General features: G+C 67.4%; 15 protein-coding genes and 1 other RNA gene. 4 read left to right on the top strand and 12 right to left on the bottom strand.

From position 1 onward, the window contains the following. Nucleotides 1-153 precede the first annotated feature (153 nt). From QXH22_RS18525 to QXH22_RS18510, 4 genes are all read right to left on the bottom strand, one after another. Nucleotides 154-1,494, bottom strand: coding sequence for a glutamine synthetase family protein (locus QXH22_RS18525; protein ID WP_306239974.1), 1,341 nt, complete (start codon nucleotides 1,492-1,494; stop codon nucleotides 154-156). Between the two features lie 67 nt (nucleotides 1,495-1,561). Then, nucleotides 1,562-3,127, bottom strand: a complete 1,566-nt coding sequence (locus QXH22_RS18520; RefSeq protein WP_306244108.1) for an alpha/beta hydrolase — start codon at nucleotides 3,125-3,127, stop codon at nucleotides 1,562-1,564. Nucleotides 3,128-3,323: 196 nt separating this feature from the next. Beyond that, nucleotides 3,324-4,883: an alpha/beta hydrolase gene (locus QXH22_RS18515; protein WP_306239973.1), complete on the bottom strand. Its 1,560-nt coding sequence runs from the start codon at nucleotides 4,881-4,883 to the stop codon at nucleotides 3,324-3,326. 113 nt (nucleotides 4,884-4,996) lie between these two features. After that, nucleotides 4,997-7,186, bottom strand: coding sequence for a PE family protein (locus QXH22_RS18510; RefSeq protein ID WP_306276574.1), 2,190 nt, complete (start codon nucleotides 7,184-7,186; stop codon nucleotides 4,997-4,999). 832 nt (nucleotides 7,187-8,018) lie between these two features. On the opposite strand from QXH22_RS18510, the gene panB reads away from it, so the two are divergent. Beyond that, a complete protein-coding gene (panB, locus tag QXH22_RS18505; protein WP_371934257.1) occupies nucleotides 8,019-8,867 on the top strand; it encodes a 3-methyl-2-oxobutanoate hydroxymethyltransferase in 849 nt (282 codons plus the stop codon). 166 nt (nucleotides 8,868-9,033) lie between these two features. Here panB and QXH22_RS18500 read toward each other — a convergent pair whose 3' ends face one another. After that, nucleotides 9,034-9,393 (bottom strand): heme-binding protein, encoded by a 360-nt coding sequence (locus tag QXH22_RS18500; RefSeq protein ID WP_306239968.1) that lies wholly within the window; start codon nucleotides 9,391-9,393, stop codon nucleotides 9,034-9,036. A gap of 196 nt (nucleotides 9,394-9,589) precedes the next feature. On the opposite strand from QXH22_RS18500, the gene QXH22_RS18495 reads away from it, so the two are divergent. Then, nucleotides 9,590-11,125: a CYTH and CHAD domain-containing protein gene (locus QXH22_RS18495; protein WP_306276572.1), complete on the top strand. Its 1,536-nt coding sequence runs from the start codon at nucleotides 9,590-9,592 to the stop codon at nucleotides 11,123-11,125. 27 nt (nucleotides 11,126-11,152) lie between these two features. On the opposite strand, the gene rnpB is transcribed toward QXH22_RS18495, so the two are convergent. Further along, nucleotides 11,153-11,571, bottom strand: an RNA gene (rnpB, locus tag QXH22_RS18490) — RNase P RNA component class A. Between the two features lie 104 nt (nucleotides 11,572-11,675). Between rnpB and QXH22_RS18485 the strand changes: the two genes are divergently transcribed. Beyond that, the gene (locus tag QXH22_RS18485) at nucleotides 11,676-12,386 is read left to right on the top strand and encodes a 2OG-Fe(II) oxygenase (protein WP_306239965.1); all 711 of its coding nucleotides are present in this window, start codon (nucleotides 11,676-11,678) and stop codon (nucleotides 12,384-12,386) included. A gap of 4 nt (nucleotides 12,387-12,390) precedes the next feature. On the opposite strand, the gene QXH22_RS18480 is transcribed toward QXH22_RS18485, so the two are convergent. Next, nucleotides 12,391-12,816, bottom strand: a complete 426-nt coding sequence (locus tag QXH22_RS18480; RefSeq protein WP_306239964.1) for a MarR family winged helix-turn-helix transcriptional regulator — start codon at nucleotides 12,814-12,816, stop codon at nucleotides 12,391-12,393. Nucleotides 12,817-12,882: 66 nt separating this feature from the next. Between QXH22_RS18480 and QXH22_RS18475 the strand changes: the two genes are divergently transcribed. Continuing rightward, nucleotides 12,883-13,299, top strand: a complete 417-nt coding sequence (locus tag QXH22_RS18475) for a DUF1398 family protein (protein WP_306239963.1) — start codon at nucleotides 12,883-12,885, stop codon at nucleotides 13,297-13,299. Here QXH22_RS18475 and QXH22_RS18470 read toward each other — a convergent pair. From QXH22_RS18470 to QXH22_RS18450, 5 genes are read right to left on the bottom strand one after another with little or no spacing between them, the layout of a single operon-like run. Then, on the bottom strand, nucleotides 13,296-14,426 hold the full coding sequence (locus QXH22_RS18470; protein WP_306239962.1) for a bifunctional RNase H/acid phosphatase: 1,131 nt from the start codon (nucleotides 14,424-14,426) through the stop codon (nucleotides 13,296-13,298). The two genes, QXH22_RS18475 and QXH22_RS18470, sit on opposite strands and share 4 nt — an antisense overlap. Further along, nucleotides 14,423-15,160: a zinc ribbon domain-containing protein gene (locus QXH22_RS18465; RefSeq protein ID WP_306276571.1), complete on the bottom strand. Its 738-nt coding sequence runs from the start codon at nucleotides 15,158-15,160 to the stop codon at nucleotides 14,423-14,425. The genes QXH22_RS18470 and QXH22_RS18465 overlap by 4 nt, the downstream gene beginning before the upstream one ends. A 22-nt stretch (nucleotides 15,161-15,182) precedes the next feature. After that, the gene (locus QXH22_RS18460) at nucleotides 15,183-16,304 is read right to left on the bottom strand and encodes a Nif3-like dinuclear metal center hexameric protein (protein ID WP_306239960.1); all 1,122 of its coding nucleotides are present in this window, start codon (nucleotides 16,302-16,304) and stop codon (nucleotides 15,183-15,185) included. Further along, nucleotides 16,301-17,371, bottom strand: a complete 1,071-nt coding sequence (cobC, locus tag QXH22_RS18455) for an Rv2231c family pyridoxal phosphate-dependent protein CobC (protein ID WP_306239958.1) — start codon at nucleotides 17,369-17,371, stop codon at nucleotides 16,301-16,303. Before cobC ends, QXH22_RS18460 begins: the two co-directional genes overlap by 4 nt. 54 nt (nucleotides 17,372-17,425) lie before the next feature. Next, nucleotides 17,426-18,439, bottom strand: a complete 1,014-nt coding sequence (locus tag QXH22_RS18450) for a PE-PPE domain-containing protein (RefSeq protein WP_306276920.1) — start codon at nucleotides 18,437-18,439, stop codon at nucleotides 17,426-17,428. Between the last annotated feature and the right edge of the window lie 120 nt (nucleotides 18,440-18,559).

Below are 18,559 nucleotides of genomic sequence, written 5' to 3'. Positions count from 1 at the left end.
AGCCGAGCCGGCCGACGCTGGGCAACTTGGGTCGCTGCGTCGCGGGCTTGGTCACGACTCCCGCCGACGACGATGCATCGCGAAGCGATGAGAAGGAGTGGCGCCCACGATACTGACGGTAGCGCAACCGCTCCGGCGTGATTGCCGCCCGGGTTACAGCGACAGGTAGGAGCGCAGCTCGAACGGCGTGACGTGGCTGCGGTAGTTCTCCCATTCGCTGCGCTTGTTGCGCAGGAAGAAGTCAAAGACGTGCTCTCCCAACGCCTCCGCGACCAGTTCGGACGCCTCCATGGCGCGCAGCGCGTTGTCCAGGCTGGACGGCAACTCGCGGTAGCCCATGGTGCGGCGTTCCTCGGGCGTGAGGTCCCAGACGTTGTCCTCGGCCTGCGGGCCCAGCACGTAGCCCTTCTCCACCCCGCGCAGGCCGGCGGCCAGCAGCACCGCGAAGGCCAGGTAGGGGTTGCACGCGGAGTCGGGGCTGCGCACCTCGATCCGCCGGGAGGACGTCTTGTGCGGCGTGTACATCGGTACCCGCACCAACGCCGAGCGGTTGGCCGCGCCCCAAGACGCAGCGGTGGGGGCCTCGCCGCCGTGCACCAGCCGCTTGTAGGAGTTCACCCACTGGTTGGTCACGGCACTGATCTCCGAGGCGTGCTCGAGGATCCCGGCGATGAACGACTTGCCGACCTCCGACAACTGCAGCGGATCGTCGTCACTGTGGAAAGCGTTGACGTCGCCTTCGAAAAGGCTCATGTGGGTGTGCATCGCAGAACCCGCGTGCTGGCCGAACGGTTTGGGCATGAACGTGGCCCGCACACCTTCTTCCAGCGCAACCTCTTTCATGATGTACCGGAAGGTCATCACGTTGTCGGCCATCGACAGCGCGTCCGCGAACCGCAGGTCGATCTCCTGCTGACCGGGCGCGCCCTCGTGGTGACTGAACTCCACCGAGATGCCCATGAATTCCAGCGCCTCGATCGCATGGCGACGGAACTTGGATGCCGACTCGTGCACGGCCTGGTCGAAATACCCGGCGTTGTCGATCGGAACGGGTTCGGTGCCGTCCTCGGCGCCCGGCTTGAGCAAGAAGAACTCGATTTCGGGGTGCACGTAGCAGGAGAAGCCGAGGTCGTTGGCCTTCTGCAGTTGACGGCGCAGCACGTGGCGCGGGTCGGCCCACGACGGCGACCCGTCGGGCATGGTGATGTCGCAGAACATCCGCGCGGAGTGATGGTGGCCGGTCCGGGTGGCCCAGGGCAGCACCTGGAACGTGGAGGGATCCGGGTGCGCGACGGTGTCGGACTCCGAGACGCGTGCGAAGCCCTCGATGGAGGACCCGTCGAAGCCGATGCCTTCCTCGAATGCGCCCTCGAGTTCAGCCGGCGCTATCGCGACCGACTTGAGGAATCCGAGCACATCCGTGAACCACAGCCGCACGAAACGGATGTCGCGCTCTTCCAGTGTGCGCAGGACGAATTCCTTCTGCCGATCCATACCCGCACACTAGGCACGCTCTGTTAAATCCGTGTTACCGATGCCACGCCAGACACGTTGCGGATACTCAGGCCTGACAGCGAAGGTTCGGCGGCGGCAGCGTCAAATCCAGGAAGTAACGCACGATCACGCTGTCCACACACTGGTTGCCGTCAAAGACCACGGTGTGCTGGGTCCCGTCGAAAGAGATCAGCGAGCCGCCCAGCTGCCGGGCCAGATCCACGCCCGCCTGGTAGGGAGTGGCCGGATCGTGGGTGGTGGAGACCACGACGACCTTGCCGGGCGGGGCCGGCGACGCGGCATGCGGGGCCGAGGTCGCCGGCACCGGCCACAGCGCGCAGATGTCACGCGGGGCGGCGCCGGTGAATTGGCCATAGCTCAGGAAGGGAGCCACCTGACGGATGCGTTGATCCGCTGAAACCCAGGACGCGGGATCTGTCGGCGTCGGCGCGTCGACACATCGAATCGCGTTGAACGCATCCTGACCGTTGTCGTAGTGACCCTGTTTGTCACGGCCGTTGTAGTCGTCGGCCAGCAACAGCAGGTCACCCGCGTCGGTTCCGCGCTGCAGTCCCAAAAGGCCGCTGGTCAGGTACTTCCAGTGCTGGGGCGTGTAGAGCGCGTTGATGGTGCCGGTGGTGGCGTCTGCGTAGCTCAGGCCGCGCGGATCGGACGTCTTGCCCAGCCGGGTCGCCAGCGGATCGATCAGGGCGTGGTAGCGGGTGACCCACTGAGCCGGATCCGTGCCCAGCGGGCAGGCCGTCGATTTGGCGCAGTCGGCCGCGTAATCGTTGAAAGCCGTTTGGAATCCGGCCATCTGGTTGACCGTCTCGTCGATGGGGTTGATCGTCGGGTCGATGGCACCGTCGAGCACCATGGCCCGCACATGGGGCGCGAACCGCTCGATATAGGCGGTTCCCAGCTCAGTGCCGTAGCTGTAGCCGAGGTAGTTGATCTGCTCGTCGCCGAGCGCCTGCCGCACCATGTCCATGTCGCGCGCGGCCGACGCGGTGCCGGTGTTGGCCAGGAACGGCAGTCCCATCCGTTCGGCACAGTGCTGGGCCAGCTCGCGGTACACCTGCTCGATGTGGGCCACCCCGGTCGGGCTGTAGTCGACCATCGGGTCGCGCCGGTAGGCGTCGAACTCCACGTCCGAGCGGCAGCGCAATGCCGGTGTCGAATGACCCACTCCGCGTGGGTCGAATCCCACCAGGTCGAAGTGCTGGCTGATCTCGGAGTTCTTGAGATCGGGCGCCATGCCCACCACCATGTCGACGGCCGAGGCTCCGGGTCCGCCGGGGTTGACCAACAGGGAGCCGATCCGCTGACCGGTCGCCGGGACGCGGATCACGGCCAACTTCGCCTGTGCCCCAGTGGGTTTGTCGTAATCGACGGGAACCGACACTGTCGTGCAGCGCGCGGTGGGGATGTCTGCGGTGTCGCCGACGAATGCGTTGCAGGGACCCCAACTCTGTTGCGGGGTCGTGGCGGCCGCGGGGACCTGGGCCTGACCGGTGCCGGTGTCGGGTTCGGGGGTCGCTGCGGCGAGCGGGAGTGCCGACGACTGCAGAAGAACCAGTCCGGACGACAACAGCGCCGAGCTCACCAGTCTCAGGCGCAACATGGCGGAAATCGTCTCACTTCAAATAGGCCGGTTGGACGCGGAACAATTACGCCTTGGTCACTAATCGATACGGACGGCGCGTCGCGCCGGGTGTCGCAGGGGACGGCGCGTCTGGCCGGGTGTCGATCTCCCAGCGCCTTGCGCTGACTGTGAATTTCGCGACCGGACACGCCGACGGGTCGTCGCAGACGTCACAGTGGACAGGTCAGCAGGTCGCGCCACTGGGTGGTGTGGTGCCGTTGATCAGATAGGACGTGATGTAGTCGTCGACGCAGTTCTCGCCCTGGAACACCACCGTGTGCTGGGTTCCGTTGTAGGTCAACAGCGAACCCTTCAACTGGGAGGCCAGGTCGACGCCGGCCTGGTACGGCGTGGCGGGGTCGTGGGTGGTCGATACGACGATCGTCGGAGCCAGGCCGGGTGCGGAGACGGCGTGCGGCCGACTGGTCGGCGGCACCGGCCAGAACGCGCAGGTGCCCAGCGGCGCGTCGCCGGTGAACTTGCCGTAGCTCATGAACGGTGCCAGCTCCCGGGACCGGCGGTCTTCGTCGATGACCTTGGCGCGATCGGTGATCGGTGGCTGGTCAACGCAGTTGATCGCCACGCGGGCATCGGTGGAGTTGTTGTAGTGCCCCTTGGAATCGCGGCGCATGTACATGTCGGCCAGCGCGAGCATCGTGTCGCCGCGTTGTTCGTCGGCCAGCTCCTTAAGACCGTCGGTGAGGTGATGCCACAGGTTCGGCGAGTACAGCGCCATGATGGTGCCGACGATGGCATCGCTGTAGCTCAGTCCGCGCGGATCCTTGGTCTTCGCCGGGCGGCTCACCGCCAGGTTGTCCGGGTCGACCAGCGGGTCGACCAGGTTGTGGTAGACCTCGACGGCCTTGTTCGGGTCGTTGCCCAGCGGGCAGCTCGAGTCTTTGGCGCAGTCGGCGGCATAGTCGTTGAACGCGTCCTGAAATCCCTTGGCCTGCCGCAGGTCTGCTTCGATCGGGTCGGCGTTGGGGTCGACCGCACCGTCGAGGATCATGGACCGCACGTTCTGCGGGAAGGCCTCGGCGTAGGCCGACCCGATGCGGGTCCCGTACGAGTAACCGAGGTAGCTCAGTTTCGCGTCGCCCAGCGCCTTGCGGATGGCGTCGAGGTCCTTGGCGACGTTGACGGTTCCCACATTGGCCAGAAAGTTCTTGCCCATCTTGTCGACGCAGCGCTGCACGAACTGCTTGGTCTCGTTTTCCATGCGGGCCACCCCGGCCTGGCTGTAGTCGACCTGGGGTTCGGCCCGCAACCGGTCGTTGTCGGCGTCGGAGTTGCACCAGATCGCCGGGCGCGAGCTGGACACGCCGCGCGGGTCGAAGCCGACCAGGTCGAACCGTTCGTGCACCCGCTTGGGCAGGCTCTGGAAGACGCCCAGCGCGGCCTCGATTCCGGATTCGCCGGGACCGCCGGGGTTGATGACCAGCGAGCCGATCTTCTCGCCGCTGGCCGGAAACCGGATCAACGCCAGCGACGCCACGTCACCGTCGGGGTGGTCGTAATCGACGGGTACGGCGAGCTTGCCGCACATGGCGTGGCCGGGAATCTTCGCGTTCGGATTCGAGCTGCGGCACGGCGTCCACACCACGGGCTGGCCCAGCCGCGGCTCGGACATGTGCGCCTTGCCGGCGACGACGCGCACACAACCCGTCAGGACCAGCACCACGGAGGCCAGCGCGGTCCAGATCAGCAGCGTGCGCGCGAACTTGTCGCGGCGAGTTGGGCACATGGCACCATATGCTGCCAGAGCCGACACAAGACGCAGGTTAGCGGCCGATTACCGGGCGCCGAGCAGCATCAGATACGGCGCACCGTTTGCCGCGGAAAATCGACAGACTTTGATCACGATCGTCCATCGTGTCCTTTGCCCCCGAGGGCGGAAACCGTTCCGCCGCCGCTACCTCCGTTACCGGCTGTGGCGCCGTTGCCGCCGGGGTTTTGGGGTGGGCCAGCGGGGAGGCCGCCTGCCCCGCCGACCGATCCATCCTTGCCCGGAAGGCCACCATTGCTGTTGAACGTGGAGGAGTACGCACCGCTCCCGCCACCGCCACCAACGCCGTTTCCGCCAGTTCCGCCGACGCCGCCGACATACGTCTTGGTTGCCGTTTGAACATTGCCGCCTTCTCCGCCATTGCCGGCGATGCCGCCAGTGCCGCCACCGCCGCCACCACCGGCCGTCATACTCCCGGTGCCTTGAGTCACACCACCACCGCCACCGCCGCCACCGGTCCCGGCAGATGTCAGGGTTCCGCTACCGCCGGTGCCTCCGGCGCCGCCGGCGGCAAAGCTCGTATTGCCGAGGAGGCTGACAAGCGCTGAACCGCCGGTGCCGCCGGTGCCGCCGCCACCGCCCAGACCGCTGCTGCCGCCACCACCGGTACCCGTGCCGGCACTACCGCCTATGCCCCCAGCACCTCCGCCACCACCGCCCCCGGCGACGATGGAGATCGTCGGGTCGTAATTGTCGCCACCCCTGCCGCCGTTACCGCCACTCCCGCCGATGCCGCCAGTGCCGTTTGTCCCGCCGTTAGGTGTGCCGCCGCCGGCACCTCCGGCCCCGCCGTTACCGCCATCACCGCCGTCGCCGCTGAACGTGGTAACGATGGCCGGGCTCGCGTCACCGCCGGCCCCGCCCTGGCCACCGGCGCCGCCGTGACCGCCCGTACCGCCTGTTCCGCCTGCAAATGCGTTGCCCCCCTTGCCACCGACTCCGCCGTCGCCACCGGTGCCACCGAAAGGTTTCACACCGCTGTTCTGGCCGGCCGCCCCGGCACCACCGTCACCGGCGTCGCCGCCGGTACCGCCGATCCGGCCCGCACCGCCCGCACCGCCGTCACCACCTCTACCGCCATCCAGCGCGACACCCGTGGCGGTCGTACCGCCGGCGCCACCGCCGCCGCCATGACCCCCGTTCCCACCGACACCCGCCAAGCCTGCCGCCCCAGCGGATCCCAGAACGGCGGACCCGCCCGCACCACCCAGGCCGGCGTCACCACCGGCTCCGCCGTTGCCACCAACGCCGCCCGGTATTCCGAATGCGGCACCGTTGACTCCGGCAAGGCCGTCGCCGCCCAGACCACCGTTGCCGCCCGCGCCGCCCGCGCCGGCGGTGCTGAACAATCCGAATTCACTGCCACCGGCGCCACCCTGACCCCCCGCACCACCGACGCCACCGGCCAAGCCGGTCGTTGCATTGCCCAACGCGCCCCCGCCGCCTACGCCACCCGCGCCGCCCGCACCGCCGCCCCAACCGATCAGTGTCCGGCCGGCACCACCAGCGCCGCCCACTCCGCCGGTACCCCCGGCACCCGTAGGGCCGGTGCCTGCGCCGCCAGCGCCGCCGACACCACCGGCTCCACCGAAACCGCCCAGGTACCCGCCGGCGCCCCCGCTGCCGCCGACCCCGCCGGAGCCGCCACCCGGCCCGACGCCACCGGCACCACCTGCACCACCATTGCCGAAGAGCAGCGCGGAGCCGCCTGCTCCCCCGCTGGCGCCGGTACCACCGGCCCCACCGGCACCACCGTTACCGAACAGGCCCGCAGCCCCGCCGGCCCCGCCAGCCTGCCCCGGCGCGGCACCGGAACCTCCATTGCCGCCGTCTCCGTACAGCAGGCCCCCGGCGCCACCGGGCTGACCCGGCGCACCATTTGCGCCCTTGCCGATGAGCGGACGCCCCAACAAAGCGTTGGTCGGCGCGTTGATCACACCCAAAATAACGTCTTCGAACGTCTGCAGCGGCGATGCCGCGGCGGCCTCGGCGCCCGCGTAGGCCAGCCCCGCAGAGCTCACCGCTGCCGCGAATCGCTCGTGAAACAACGTCGCCTGCGCACTGAGAGCCTGGAACTCCTGACCGAATTCGCCGAACAGGTTCGCGACCGCCGCCGACACCTCATCTTGTGCGGCAGCGGCGATCTGCGTTGTCGAGCTGGCCGCCGCCGCTTTGGCCTGCCCGATCGTCGTCATGACGCGGGTCAGATCAGCAGATGCCGCGCTGATGTCTGCGGGTAAGGCCAACACGAAAGAGGTCATCGGGAGTTTCCCTTCGCCAGGCTCAGCTCAAAGCTGAGCACATTCTCAATCGAGTCGGCACTTTACTCGATGAACTGGGAAATGATGCGAGAAAAATTCATTTTATTTTGTTCAACTCGGACGGCCTCTTCGTTTGCGTTCAAGAATCGAAGATAGGTACTCCAACCTGCGCTTTGATGCCCATGAATACATCACAATGGGTCAATTTACCCAGCCCAGTCTGTACACCACATATTCAGATTCGACTGGCATCGATAACGGCAGGTGGCCAATCCGAAAGGACCCTGTTGACCCGCCATCATGCGATTCTGACCGGCGGCTTTTGCCTCGACATAGCAGCAAGCCAGGCGACAGACTCTGCGACCGATTGGTGCGGTCGTACCGAAAAGGCTCCCGGCAGGTAACTTCGCGCAATTTCGCTTTCAACGCCCAGTCCGGACATAGACACAGGCCGGAGCAAGACGTTTCCCCCTGAGCGGCGGCGTGAGAACCGACCAGCAGATACTCAGACGTCATGTATTCAAAGCAGCGCGGTAGCGACTCTCCATTCTGCACCCGGCCATGCGGGCTGCTGGTGCGATTCTCTTATATCACCCGTTGCGACGGGTCGACAACGAGAACGGCCGGCAATTCGAACCGAATTCCCGCTCCTCCGAAGACCAACCGAGGCCGAGGATTGGCTCCATCGGCTGCGTCCGGTCGGCTGCGATCAAGACCCGTGGCGCACCACACGATGCATCGATCTTGACAAGATGGCAGACTGGGGACGTCAGACGAACCCGGGGACCCAGCCAAGGGCCACGAGGATCGACCCGACCATCACCTGAGGACAATGATGTCTGAAAACGTTTACGGCTCCGGCCCCGCTTCAGCCCCTCAAGCGCCCCGGCCCAAGATTCGCACCCACCATCTGCAGAAGTGGAAAGCCGAAGGTCACCGCTGGGGCATGCTGACGGCGTACGACTACTCGACCGCGCGGGTTTTCGACGAGGCAGGCATTCCGGTGCTGCTGGTCGGCGACTCGGCGGCCAACGTCGTTTACGGCTACGACACCACGGTGCCGATCTCGATCGACGAACTCATCCCACTGGTCCGCGGCGTGGTGCGGGGTGCCCCACACGCGCTGGTTGTCGCTGACCTGCCGTTCGGCAGCTACGAGGCGGGGCCCGCGGCCGCGCTGGCGGCCGCCACCCGGTTCATGAAGGAAGGCGGCGCCCACGCCGTCAAGCTCGAAGGAGGCGAGCGGGTCGCCGAGCAGATCGCCTGCCTGAGCGCGGCCGGCATCCCGGTCATGGCCCACATCGGTTTCACCCCGCAGAGCGTCAACACCCTCGGCGGATTTAAGGTCCAGGGCCGCGGCGACGCCGCTGAACAGACCATCGCCGACGCCATCGCCGTCGCCGAAGCCGGCGCATTCGCCGTGGTCATGGAGATGGTGCCCGCCGAACTGGCCACTCAGATCACCGGCAAGCTCACCATCCCCACGATCGGGATCGGCGCCGGGCCCAACTGCGACGGCCAGGTTCTGGTGTGGCAGGACATGGCCGGGATGAGCGGCGGCAAGCCTGCCCGCTTCGTCAAGCGGTTCGCCGACGTGGGTGCCGAATTAGGCCGCGCCGCAAGGCAATACGCCGAGGAAGTGGCCACCGGCGCGTTCCCGGCCGAAGAGCACTGCTTCTAGCGGCGATCGCAAGCGCGGCCCCGGCCGCGCGCCGCGGGTCGCCGCCATCGATCCCGCGGCGATCGCAAGCGCGGCCCCGGCCGCGCGCCGCGGGTCGCCGCCATCGATCCCGCGGCGATCGCAAGCGCGGCCCCGGCCGCGCGCCGCGGGTCGCCGCCATCAGTACCTAGGACGTGGGCGCCGGCGCCCCGCACCGGGCCCGGAAGTCCGTCACCGGCTGCCGAATGCCCTGCAGGTCGGCGTGCACATCCGGATTGGCATCCATGTACTGCTGCAGCCGGTCGCGCATCTCTTCGCGGGTGAGACCCTTCAGACTGGTGAAGAAGTCGTTGACGTCCGGATGCGCGAACAGGTAGGCCGAGGTGGACGCGGCCACACCGGCCGATATTCCGGCGAGGTCGGCCGCAGTACAGTTCGGCGGCGCCGGCTCCGGGTCCGCTCCTGCCGATCCTGCGGCACCGAAAAGCATTGCGGCACTTACCGCGCCGGCAGCGATTCCGCCGGCGACCACGCGGGTCATCAACATGGAAAGCTCCTTCACACTCGCGACCGGCGTCCCGACGACCGGTACCACATCGCACACGATAGGTGGTACGTCCGGCACGTCGATACGAACATGCCGTAGGCGGCGCGGCAACCTCCGTGTGGCAGGCTATGGGGGCCTATCGTTCGGCGCCGACAAGCCACTCTGCTCGGCCGCAACGTGTTCTCACGGAGAAGAAATGCCTGCTAAAGCGCCAAAGACGGCGCGACATTTGGAGGTCGAGCGAAAGTTCGACGTGGTCGAGTCGACGGTCTCCCCCTCGTTCGAGGGCATCGCAGCGGTGTCCCGCGTGGACAAATCCCCCACCCATGAACTGGACGCGGTCTATTTCGACACCGCGACGCAGGACCTGGCGCGCAACCGCATCACCCTGCGCCGGCGCACCGGTGGACACGACGCCGGCTGGCACCTGAAGTTGCCTGCGGGAGCGGACGCGCGCACCGAGGTGCACGCCCCGATCGACGCATCCGACGTCAAAGACACGGTGCCGGCCGAGTTGCTTGACGTGGTGCTCGCCATCGTGCGCGACCACCCGGTCGCACCCGTCGCACGCATCACCACCCGGCGCGAAAGCCAGGTCCTCTACGACGACAAGGGCAACGCGCTGGCGGAGTTCTCCGACGACCACGTCACCGCATGGTCAGCCTCCAGCGACTCCGACACCGGCCCCGCCGAGCAGCAGTGGCGCGAATGGGAAGTCGAGGTCCTCGATGCCGACTCCGACAAGAAGCGCTCGGCCGGCCATGAGCTGCTGAATCGGCTGAGCAATCGGTTGCTGGACGCCGGCGCCTCCCCCGCCGGACACGGCTCGAAGCTGAGCCGGGTGCTGGACTCGGATGGTCCGGCCAAGCAGACGCCCGCTCCCCCATCCGATCCGGTGCACCGCGCGGTGGCCGAGCAGGTAGAGGAGCTGCTGAAGTGGGACCGTGCCGTGCGCGCGGACGCGCACGACTCCGTCCACCAGATGCGGGTCACCATCCGCAAGATCCGCAGCCTGCTCAAGGATTCCCAGGACTCGTTCGGACTGGCCGACGGCGCATGGGTTCTCGACGAACTGCGCGAGCTGGCCGGGATCCTGGGTGTGGCGCGCGACGCCGAAGTACTCGCCGAGCGTTACGAGCGCCAGCTGAGTCAGTTGGCGCCCGAACTGGTTCGCGGACCGGTGGCCGAGCGGCTCGTCAACGGAGCCCAGCGCCGTTACCAGCTCGGTCTTCGGCGCTCGCTGGCCGCGATGCGCTCCAAGCGGTACTTCCGCCTGCTGGACGCACTCGACGCGATGGTGGCCGAGCCTCCGGCCACCGCGTTCGGTCAGGAACCGCGTCCGGTGACCATCGATGCGGCCTACAAGCGCGTCCGCAAGGCCACCAAAGCCTTCAAGGCCGCCGAAGCCGCACACGCCGAAGACGCCGATGAGACGCTGCACGTGATCCGCAAGCGGGCCAAGCGCCTGCGCTACACCGCTTCCGCCACCGGTGCGAGTCAGGTTGCGCAGCAAGCCAAGGCGATTCAGACCGTACTCGGCGATCACCAGGACAGCGTGGTCAGCCGCGAACACCTGCTGTCCCAGGCCCACGCGGCGCACCTCGCGGGCGAAGACACCTTCACCTACGGCCTGCTCTACCGGCAGGAGAGCGAGATCGCCGAAGTCAGTCGCGAACAGCTGGGTTCGGCACTGCACAAGCTGGACAAGGCGGTGCGCAAGAGCCGGCATTGAGAGACAGCCGGCATCGAGCGCAGAAGGCGGACGAGTTGGCCTGTAAGCCGGATTCTGTTCCCCACCGCCGCGGCTTTAATCCACGGCGGCACGGCGACGACCATCCATCTGGACACACCGTTGCCGGGTGCCTCGAGCGGCCTACCCGCAGACTCGGGCGAGCAGCCCTCGAACGTCTGCGCGGCCGCACTTTTGGTGCGGCCTTCTTGGCCTTGCTTCGGGTGGGGTTTGCCTAGCCACCCCGGTCACCCGGGATGCTGGTGCGCTCTTACCGCACCGTTTCACCCTTACCACCGCAGCGGTGGCGGTTTGTTTTCTGTGGCACTGTCCCGCGAGTCACCTCGGATTGCTGTTAGCAATCACCCTGCTCTGTGAAGTCCGGACTTTCCTCGACTCGTATCGGCACCTCTCGGACCGACTCGAGCCGCGGCCGTCCAGCCAACTCGTCCGCGACGAACACGGTACCCCTTGAACAGGGCACAGGCCAGGTCCGGTCTCCTATCGTGGACAGCGCGGTTCGACCACGCACGCGACGACGGGAGGCGGCCCAATGACCCGGTGGGACACCCGTGTCGACTCCGCGGACTGGGGCGCGATCAGAACGGAACTCGACGAATACGGCGGCGCGCTGTTGCCGCGACTGGTAACGGCCGGCGAGGCGAACACTCTGCGTGCCCTCTACGCCGACGACAGCCTGTTCCGCAAGACGATCGACATGGCGCCGAAACGGTACGGCGCCGGACAGTACCGCTACTTCAGCGCTCCGTACCCCGAACCGATCGAAGCGCTCAAGCATGCCCTCTATCCCCGGCTGTTGCCGATTGCCCGCGACTGGTGGACCAAGTTGGCCCGTGCCACCCCGTGGCCGGACAGCCTCGACGATTGGCTGACGGCTTGCCACCACGCCGGCCAGACGCGATCGACGGCCCTGATGTTGCGCTACGGCGCCGACGACTGGAACGCACTACATCAAGATCTCTATGGGGACTTGGTTTTTCCACTCCAGGTGGTGATCAATCTCAGTGAACCCGCTGTCGATTACACCGGTGGGGAATTCCTGCTCGTCGAACAGCGATTCCGGGCGCAATCCCGAGGCACCGCAACGCAGTTGCCTCAGGGGCACGGGTACGTCTTCACCACTCGCGACCGGCCGGTGCGCTCCAGCCGCGGCTGGTCGGCCGCACCCGTGCGCCACGGCATTTCGACGGTTCGTTCCGGTGAACGTTTTGCACTCGGCTTGATCTTTCACGACGCCACCTAGCTCATTAGATCTGGCGGACCGCAGCAGCCAAGCGCTGCAACACATTCCGGGCAACCGCGATATCAGCTTCCGCGATGTCGGAGGTGAGTGCCCGGTGCGCCGCCCACGACCGGTCCGTGATGGCCGCCAATGTCCGTCGACCGTCGGGGGTCAGCATCAGCAGCGGCGACGAGCGGTGGTCGGGGTTGGGCGCCCACTGCGCCAGCCCGTCGTCGACCAGGTTGTTGGCGATGCGTTGCACTCCCTGCCGTGAGACGCCGAGCCGGCGGGCGGCACGGGGCACCGGCGTCGCATCATCGGAGATCGCGCTGAGTAGCTGCCAGCGAGCCTGCGTCTGGCCTGCTGTTTTGGCGACAGCCTCGCCGGACTTGCGCAGCGCACCCGCCGCCTCGTAGATGTCGGCGACCAGCAGGGCGATATCGTCGGCCATCGCACTCCTTTGACAATATGTTGTCAATTTAGCAATATGGTGTCACTGCCAGATTGGAGCAGAAACGTGAGCAGCGCAATCATTAATCTTCAGAACGCACACGAGCGGGCGGCGGCACTGCGGCCGCGATCACACGGGTTTCCCTACCTGGCCGAGGTGCTGCGCCAGGCTGGGGTGAAGCGATACCACCACTCGATCCCGTCGGGCTCCACCCTCTACCTCACCGACGACGGACCGGTCGTGATGCAAGGAGACCCGGTCGTCGCGGGCATCGCCGACGTGGCGCCCTGGAACCGGGATGCGGTGGTCACCGCGATCCGCACCGATCAGGCCGGCGACAGCACCTACCCGCAGTTCGCCCAATCATGCTGGGAGGCCGGCGTGGTGCACTACGACGTCGACTTGCTGGGGCGCACCTGTACCTACACGGGCGTGGCGGGCGAGCAGTATGTCGAGTCCTACCCGCGCGTCGAGGTCGGTTAGAGATATCCCGTCTGGTTCACCAGGCGCACCGACGAAGCGCCGTCGGGATAGAACTCGGCGATACTCAACGAGGCCAGATCCAGATGCAGCCGGTACAAGATGCCCGACCCGGCGTCCAGCGCCATGCGCAGCATCGACTTGATCGGCGTGACGTGGGAGACCACCAGCACATTGGCGCCCGGGTGGTTGGCGATGATCCGGTCGCGGCCACGCCGGACCCGCCGCAGCACGTCGTCGAAGCTCTCACCACCCGGCGGCAACGCACCGGTGTCGTACAACCATCGCCGGTGCAATTCCGGGTCGCGCGCGGCGGCCTCGGTAAAAGTGAGGCCTTCCCACGCTCCGAAGTCGGTCTCGATCAGGTCCTCATCGACGGTGACTTCCAGGCCGAGCGCCCTGGCCGCCGTCGTCGCGGTGTCGTAGGCCCGCTGCAACGGCGACGAGATCACCGCCGCGATCCCGCGCCGCTGGGTAAGGTAGCGCGCGGCCAAACCAGCTTGCCGCCAACCGATTTCGTTCAACGGCGGATTGCCGCGCCCGGAATAGCGGCGCTGCGCCGAAAACTCGGTCTGCCCGTGCCGTAACAACAGCAACCGGGTGGGGTTGCCGAGCGCGCCGGTCCAACCCGGGCCCTTGTTCGCGTCGGACGGGACCTCCTCCGCCGCGGCCTGCCGCGCCGCTTCGGTGACCGGCACGGCCACCTTGTCCACCCGGCGATCAGTCAGCGCCGCCGCGTCCATCGCCTCGTTCGCGAGCCGGTCTGCATAGGCGTTCTGCTCGCGCGGGACCCAGGAGAAACTGATCCGGCGAAACTGTGTCGCGAGGGTGCGCGCCTGGCCGTGCAACTCCACCAGATCCGGGTGCTTGACCCGCCACCGCCCTGACATCTGCTCGACCACCAGCTTGGAGTCCATCAGCACCTGAACCTCGACGGCACCCAGGTTCAGGGCGTCGTCCAGGCCGGCGATCAGGCCCCGGTATTCAGCGACGTTGTTGGTGGCGCGTCCGATCGCCTGTTTGGTCTCGGCCAGCACGGTCCGGCGATCGGCGCTCCACACCACCGCTCCGTACCCGGCCGGCCCGGGATTACCCCGCGACCCGCCGTCCGCCTCGAGTACCACTTTCATTGTTCAAAACCCTTGATGCGCAATAAGATCGCGCCACACTCCGGGCACCGCTGCACCTCGTCCTCGGCGGCCGCGGTGATGCGGGCCAACTCGCCGCGACCGATCTCGATCCGGCACGCGCCGCACCGGTGACCCTGCAACTGCCCGGCTCCCGGCCCTCCTCCGGCACGCAACCGCTCGTACAACGCCGAGAGGTCGGAGTTCAGGCCGGCGCTCAGGGCGTCTCGGCGCGACCCGTGCTCGGCGCGGGTCGCTTCCAGTTCGGCGAGTGCGCCGTCGAGAGCCTGCTGGGCGGTGGCCAATTCGGACTGCAGCAGATCGGTGGTCCCGGTCTCGGCGTCCTGCTGCGCCTGCAACTCCTCACGGCGCTCCATCAGCTCCAAGAGCGAGTCTTCCAGGGTGGCCTGACGACGTTGCAGGGATTCCAGCTCATGCTGCAGGTCGGCCTGATGCTTGGCGTCGGTGGCACCCGAGCTGAGCAACGAGCGGTCCCGGTCTTCCCGCTTGCGTACCGCGTCGACCTCGGCCTCGAGACGTGCTATCTGAGCGTCCAAGTCCTCCAACGCGATTCGGACGGCACCGAGCCGGTCGCTGGCCGCGGTGTGTTCGCCGCGCACCCGCTCATAGGCGGCGCGCTCGGCCAGATGAGTGCTGCGGTGCGCAAGCCGGGACAGCTCAGCGTCGAGCTTCGCCAGTTCCAGTAGCGAACGCTGCTGTGCTACATCGGCCTTCATCACTGATCTCCACGTCTCTTTCTCAGCACTCAGTTATCACGTTCCACGGGTCGGTGCGGACGGTGGATACCCGCACCGGCAACGATCCGAATCTGGATCGCAGCACTTCGGCCGCCTGGGCGCACCACGGGAATTCACTGGCCCAGTGCGCGACATCGATCAAGGCCACCGCTGAGGCCCGGCGATGCTCGTCGGCAGGATGGTGCCGTAGGTCGGATGTGACGTAAGCCTGCACGTCCGCCTTGGCTACCGCACCCAGGAACGAATCGCCGGCGCCCCCGCAGACCGCCACTCGCGATACCGGGAGATCCGGGTCGCCGGCCGCGCGCACCCCCCACGACGTCTGTGGCAGGGCGGCGTTGACGCGCGTGACGAAGTCACGCAACGGCTCGGGCCGCGACAGCGAGCCGATGCGGCCCAGTCCGGTCCCGGCCGGCGGTGGCTCCAGCGCGAGGATGTCGAATGCCGGCTCTTCGTAGGGGTGCGCGGCGCGCATTGCCGCCAGCACTGCCCCGCGTGCCCGGGCCGGCGCAATCACCTCGACCCGATCCTCGACGACGTGCTCGACGGCACCGACGCTGCCGATCGCCGGAGCGGCGCCCTCGTGGGGCAGGAACTGGCCGGTGCCGGTGACGGTCCAGCTGCAGTGGGAGTAATCGCCAATGTGTCCGGCGCCCGCGGCAAACACCGCTTCGCGCACCCCTTCTGCGTTGTCCACCGGGACGTAGATGACCCATTTGTCCAAATTGGAAACGCCGGGTGAGGTGTCGAGAATTCCCTCGACGGTCAGGCCCAGCGCGTCCGCCAGCGCGTCGGACACCCCGGGCGCGGCCGAGTCCGCGTTGGTGTGGGCGGTGAACAACGAACGCCCGGTCCTGATCAGCCGGTGGATCAGCGCGCCCTTGGGCGTGCTGGCGGCAACCGTGTCGACACCGCGCAACAGCAGCGGGTGATGGGCCAGCAGCAGTCCGTTGTCGGGCACCTCGTCGACCACTTCGGCCGTCGCGTCGATCGCGACGGTCACCGATTGCACCTCGTCTGCGGGGTCTCCGCACACCAGGCCCACCGAATCCCACGACTCAGCCAGACGCGGGGGGTACGCCGCGTCCAGCACCTCGATGAGGTCGGCCAGTCGCACGCTCATCGGCAGCCACCGCTGCGCACAGCTGCGGGAGCGATCGACTCGACCAGCTCCGGCCACTCCGGACGCACCGCGGCCCGCAGATAAGTTTCGTCCAGCCCAACGAAAGTATCGCAGCGCCTTATCGCAATTCCCTTGTCCCGCAACCGATTTCTGATCTGACCAGCATCGGGGCTACGGAACAACACGAAGGGCGCGCAGCCGTCGACCACCTCGAGTCCCGCCGCTTGCAGGCCAGTCGCCATCGCCGCGCGTACGGCCACCGACCGGGCGGCGTCGGCGGCGGCTTCGGCGACGGCCTGGGGGGTGCAGCAGGCCGCGATGGCTGCGAGTTGCAGGGTGCCGACTGGCCAATGCGCACGCTGGGCGGTCAGCCGGGCCAGCAAACCGGGCTCCCCGAGCGCATAACCCACCCGCAACCCGGCCAGCCCCCATGTCTTGGTCAGGCTGCGCAGCACCAGCACGTCCGGCAGGGCGTCACCGGCCAGCGAGTGCGGCTCACCGGGAATCGAGTCGGCAAACGCCTCGTCGACCACCACGATCCGTCCGGGCCGGCGCAGCGCGAGCAGCTGGTCACGCGAGTGCAGCACGGACGTCGGGTTGGTGGGGTTCCCGATCACCACCAGGTCGGCGTCGTCGGGCACCTTCGTGGCGAGCGAGGCCGCGTCGAGGGTGAACGGGGGTTGCAGGACGACATGGTGCACTGGAATCCCGGCCGCGCTCAGCGCCGCCTCGGGCTCGGTGAAGGACGGCGCGATGATTGCCGCACGGCGCGGGCGCAGGTTGCTCAGCAACGCGAAACCTTCGGCTGCGCCGGCCAGCGGCAATACTTCGTCGCGGGCCCGACGGTGCCGGGCGGCCATCGCATCCTGCGCGCTGCGCACGTCGTCAGCGCTCGGGTAGCGGGCCAGGTCTGGCAGCCGCGCACTCAACTCCTGCATCAGCCATGACGGCGGCTGGGCGCGACGGACGTTGACGGCGAAATCCAGCATCCCGGGCATGGCGTCCTGATCGCCGTGATAGCGCGCGCGGGCAACACGACTCGACGCGACGGGGTCAAGACCTGCCATCACAGAAACACTAGTGCGCGCAGCGAAGGCCCAAGCGCCGAGTACCGCCTGGCATCAGCGCAGCAGGCTCTGGATATCGGCGACGTTGAGATACCCCGCTTCGGCGACGGAGAGCACTTCCAACAGTCCGGCCATTGTCAGGATCGCCGTGTTGGCCGCGATCGGGTCACCGATCGCGTGAATCAGGCTGCCTTGCTCGATTCCGCTGAAGAACAGGCCGGCGTCGTAAACAGGAAGGCTCAGTGCGGCGGCGGTGAGGATGTCGGCCGTCGGCAGCAGGACGGCGTAGTCCGTTGAGATGATCGACGCGACCGTATTGACGACGTTGGCCGGCGTCGGCGCCAGTGCACCCGGCGCCGGACCCAGCAGCGCGGGCAGCAGATCGGGCCACAAGGGTTGAGCAGACGGCGGCGCTGTGAAGACGGTGGACAGATCCACCAGGAAGTCGTGCACACCCTGTTGGGTACCGAGCGCCAGAGCATTCAGCACGGTGGCCGGATTCACCGACGGAAAAAGACCAAACGGTGTGGGCACGTTGGCCGCGGTCGTGGACCAGCCGTAGGCCGGGTCGCCATAACCGAGATTGACGATGACCCGCAGGTCAGGCTGCAACAGGTCGGCCAACGGTGTGCCGATGAAAGGCAGGGCGCGCAGCGGATCCAGCAGCGGCAGGTTGGGCGTCGGAATCATCTTGTAGGTGGTCATCGTCGGGCCCTGCGTGCCGAGTGTGACGGCGGTGTCGACCTGAGCCTGGGTCAGGTGCGGGTAGCCGAAGTGCACCGCGCCGATACCGAAGAAGGCGTTGAGGTCCGAGACGATATTGAGGGGATACCGGGGGAAGTCGGCCAAACCGTCGTATTCGCGGGTGTAGATGGTGGTGGTGTAGACATTGTCCGGGGTCGCCCCGACCATGCTCACGCCCAGCGACGGCAGGGTGAGGCCGACGAAGCGTTGCAGCAGGCCGCCGTTGGGATTCATCGGGTCACCGATCAGGACGAAGTCCAGGTCGGCGGGGCTCGGTGCGCCGGCGCCCAGTGCCACGAGTTGTCGCATTTCGAGCGAGGCGATCTCCGCGCTCTGGGGGCACCTCCGAAATCAGGCCCCCGCGTGTTGCGACACAATTCTGACAAACGGTCAGCCCGCGCGCCCGGTTTTCGCGCCGAGTCGCCTCCCGGGCGGCGCCCGCCC

Origin of the sequence: Mycobacterium sp. TY814, assembly GCF_030755175.1 — a bacterium.
Taxonomy (GTDB): Bacteria; Actinomycetota; Actinomycetes; order Mycobacteriales; family Mycobacteriaceae; genus Mycobacterium.
Note: the sequence above shows the minus strand (reverse complement) of the source record. Positions and strands in the feature narration are given on the sequence as shown.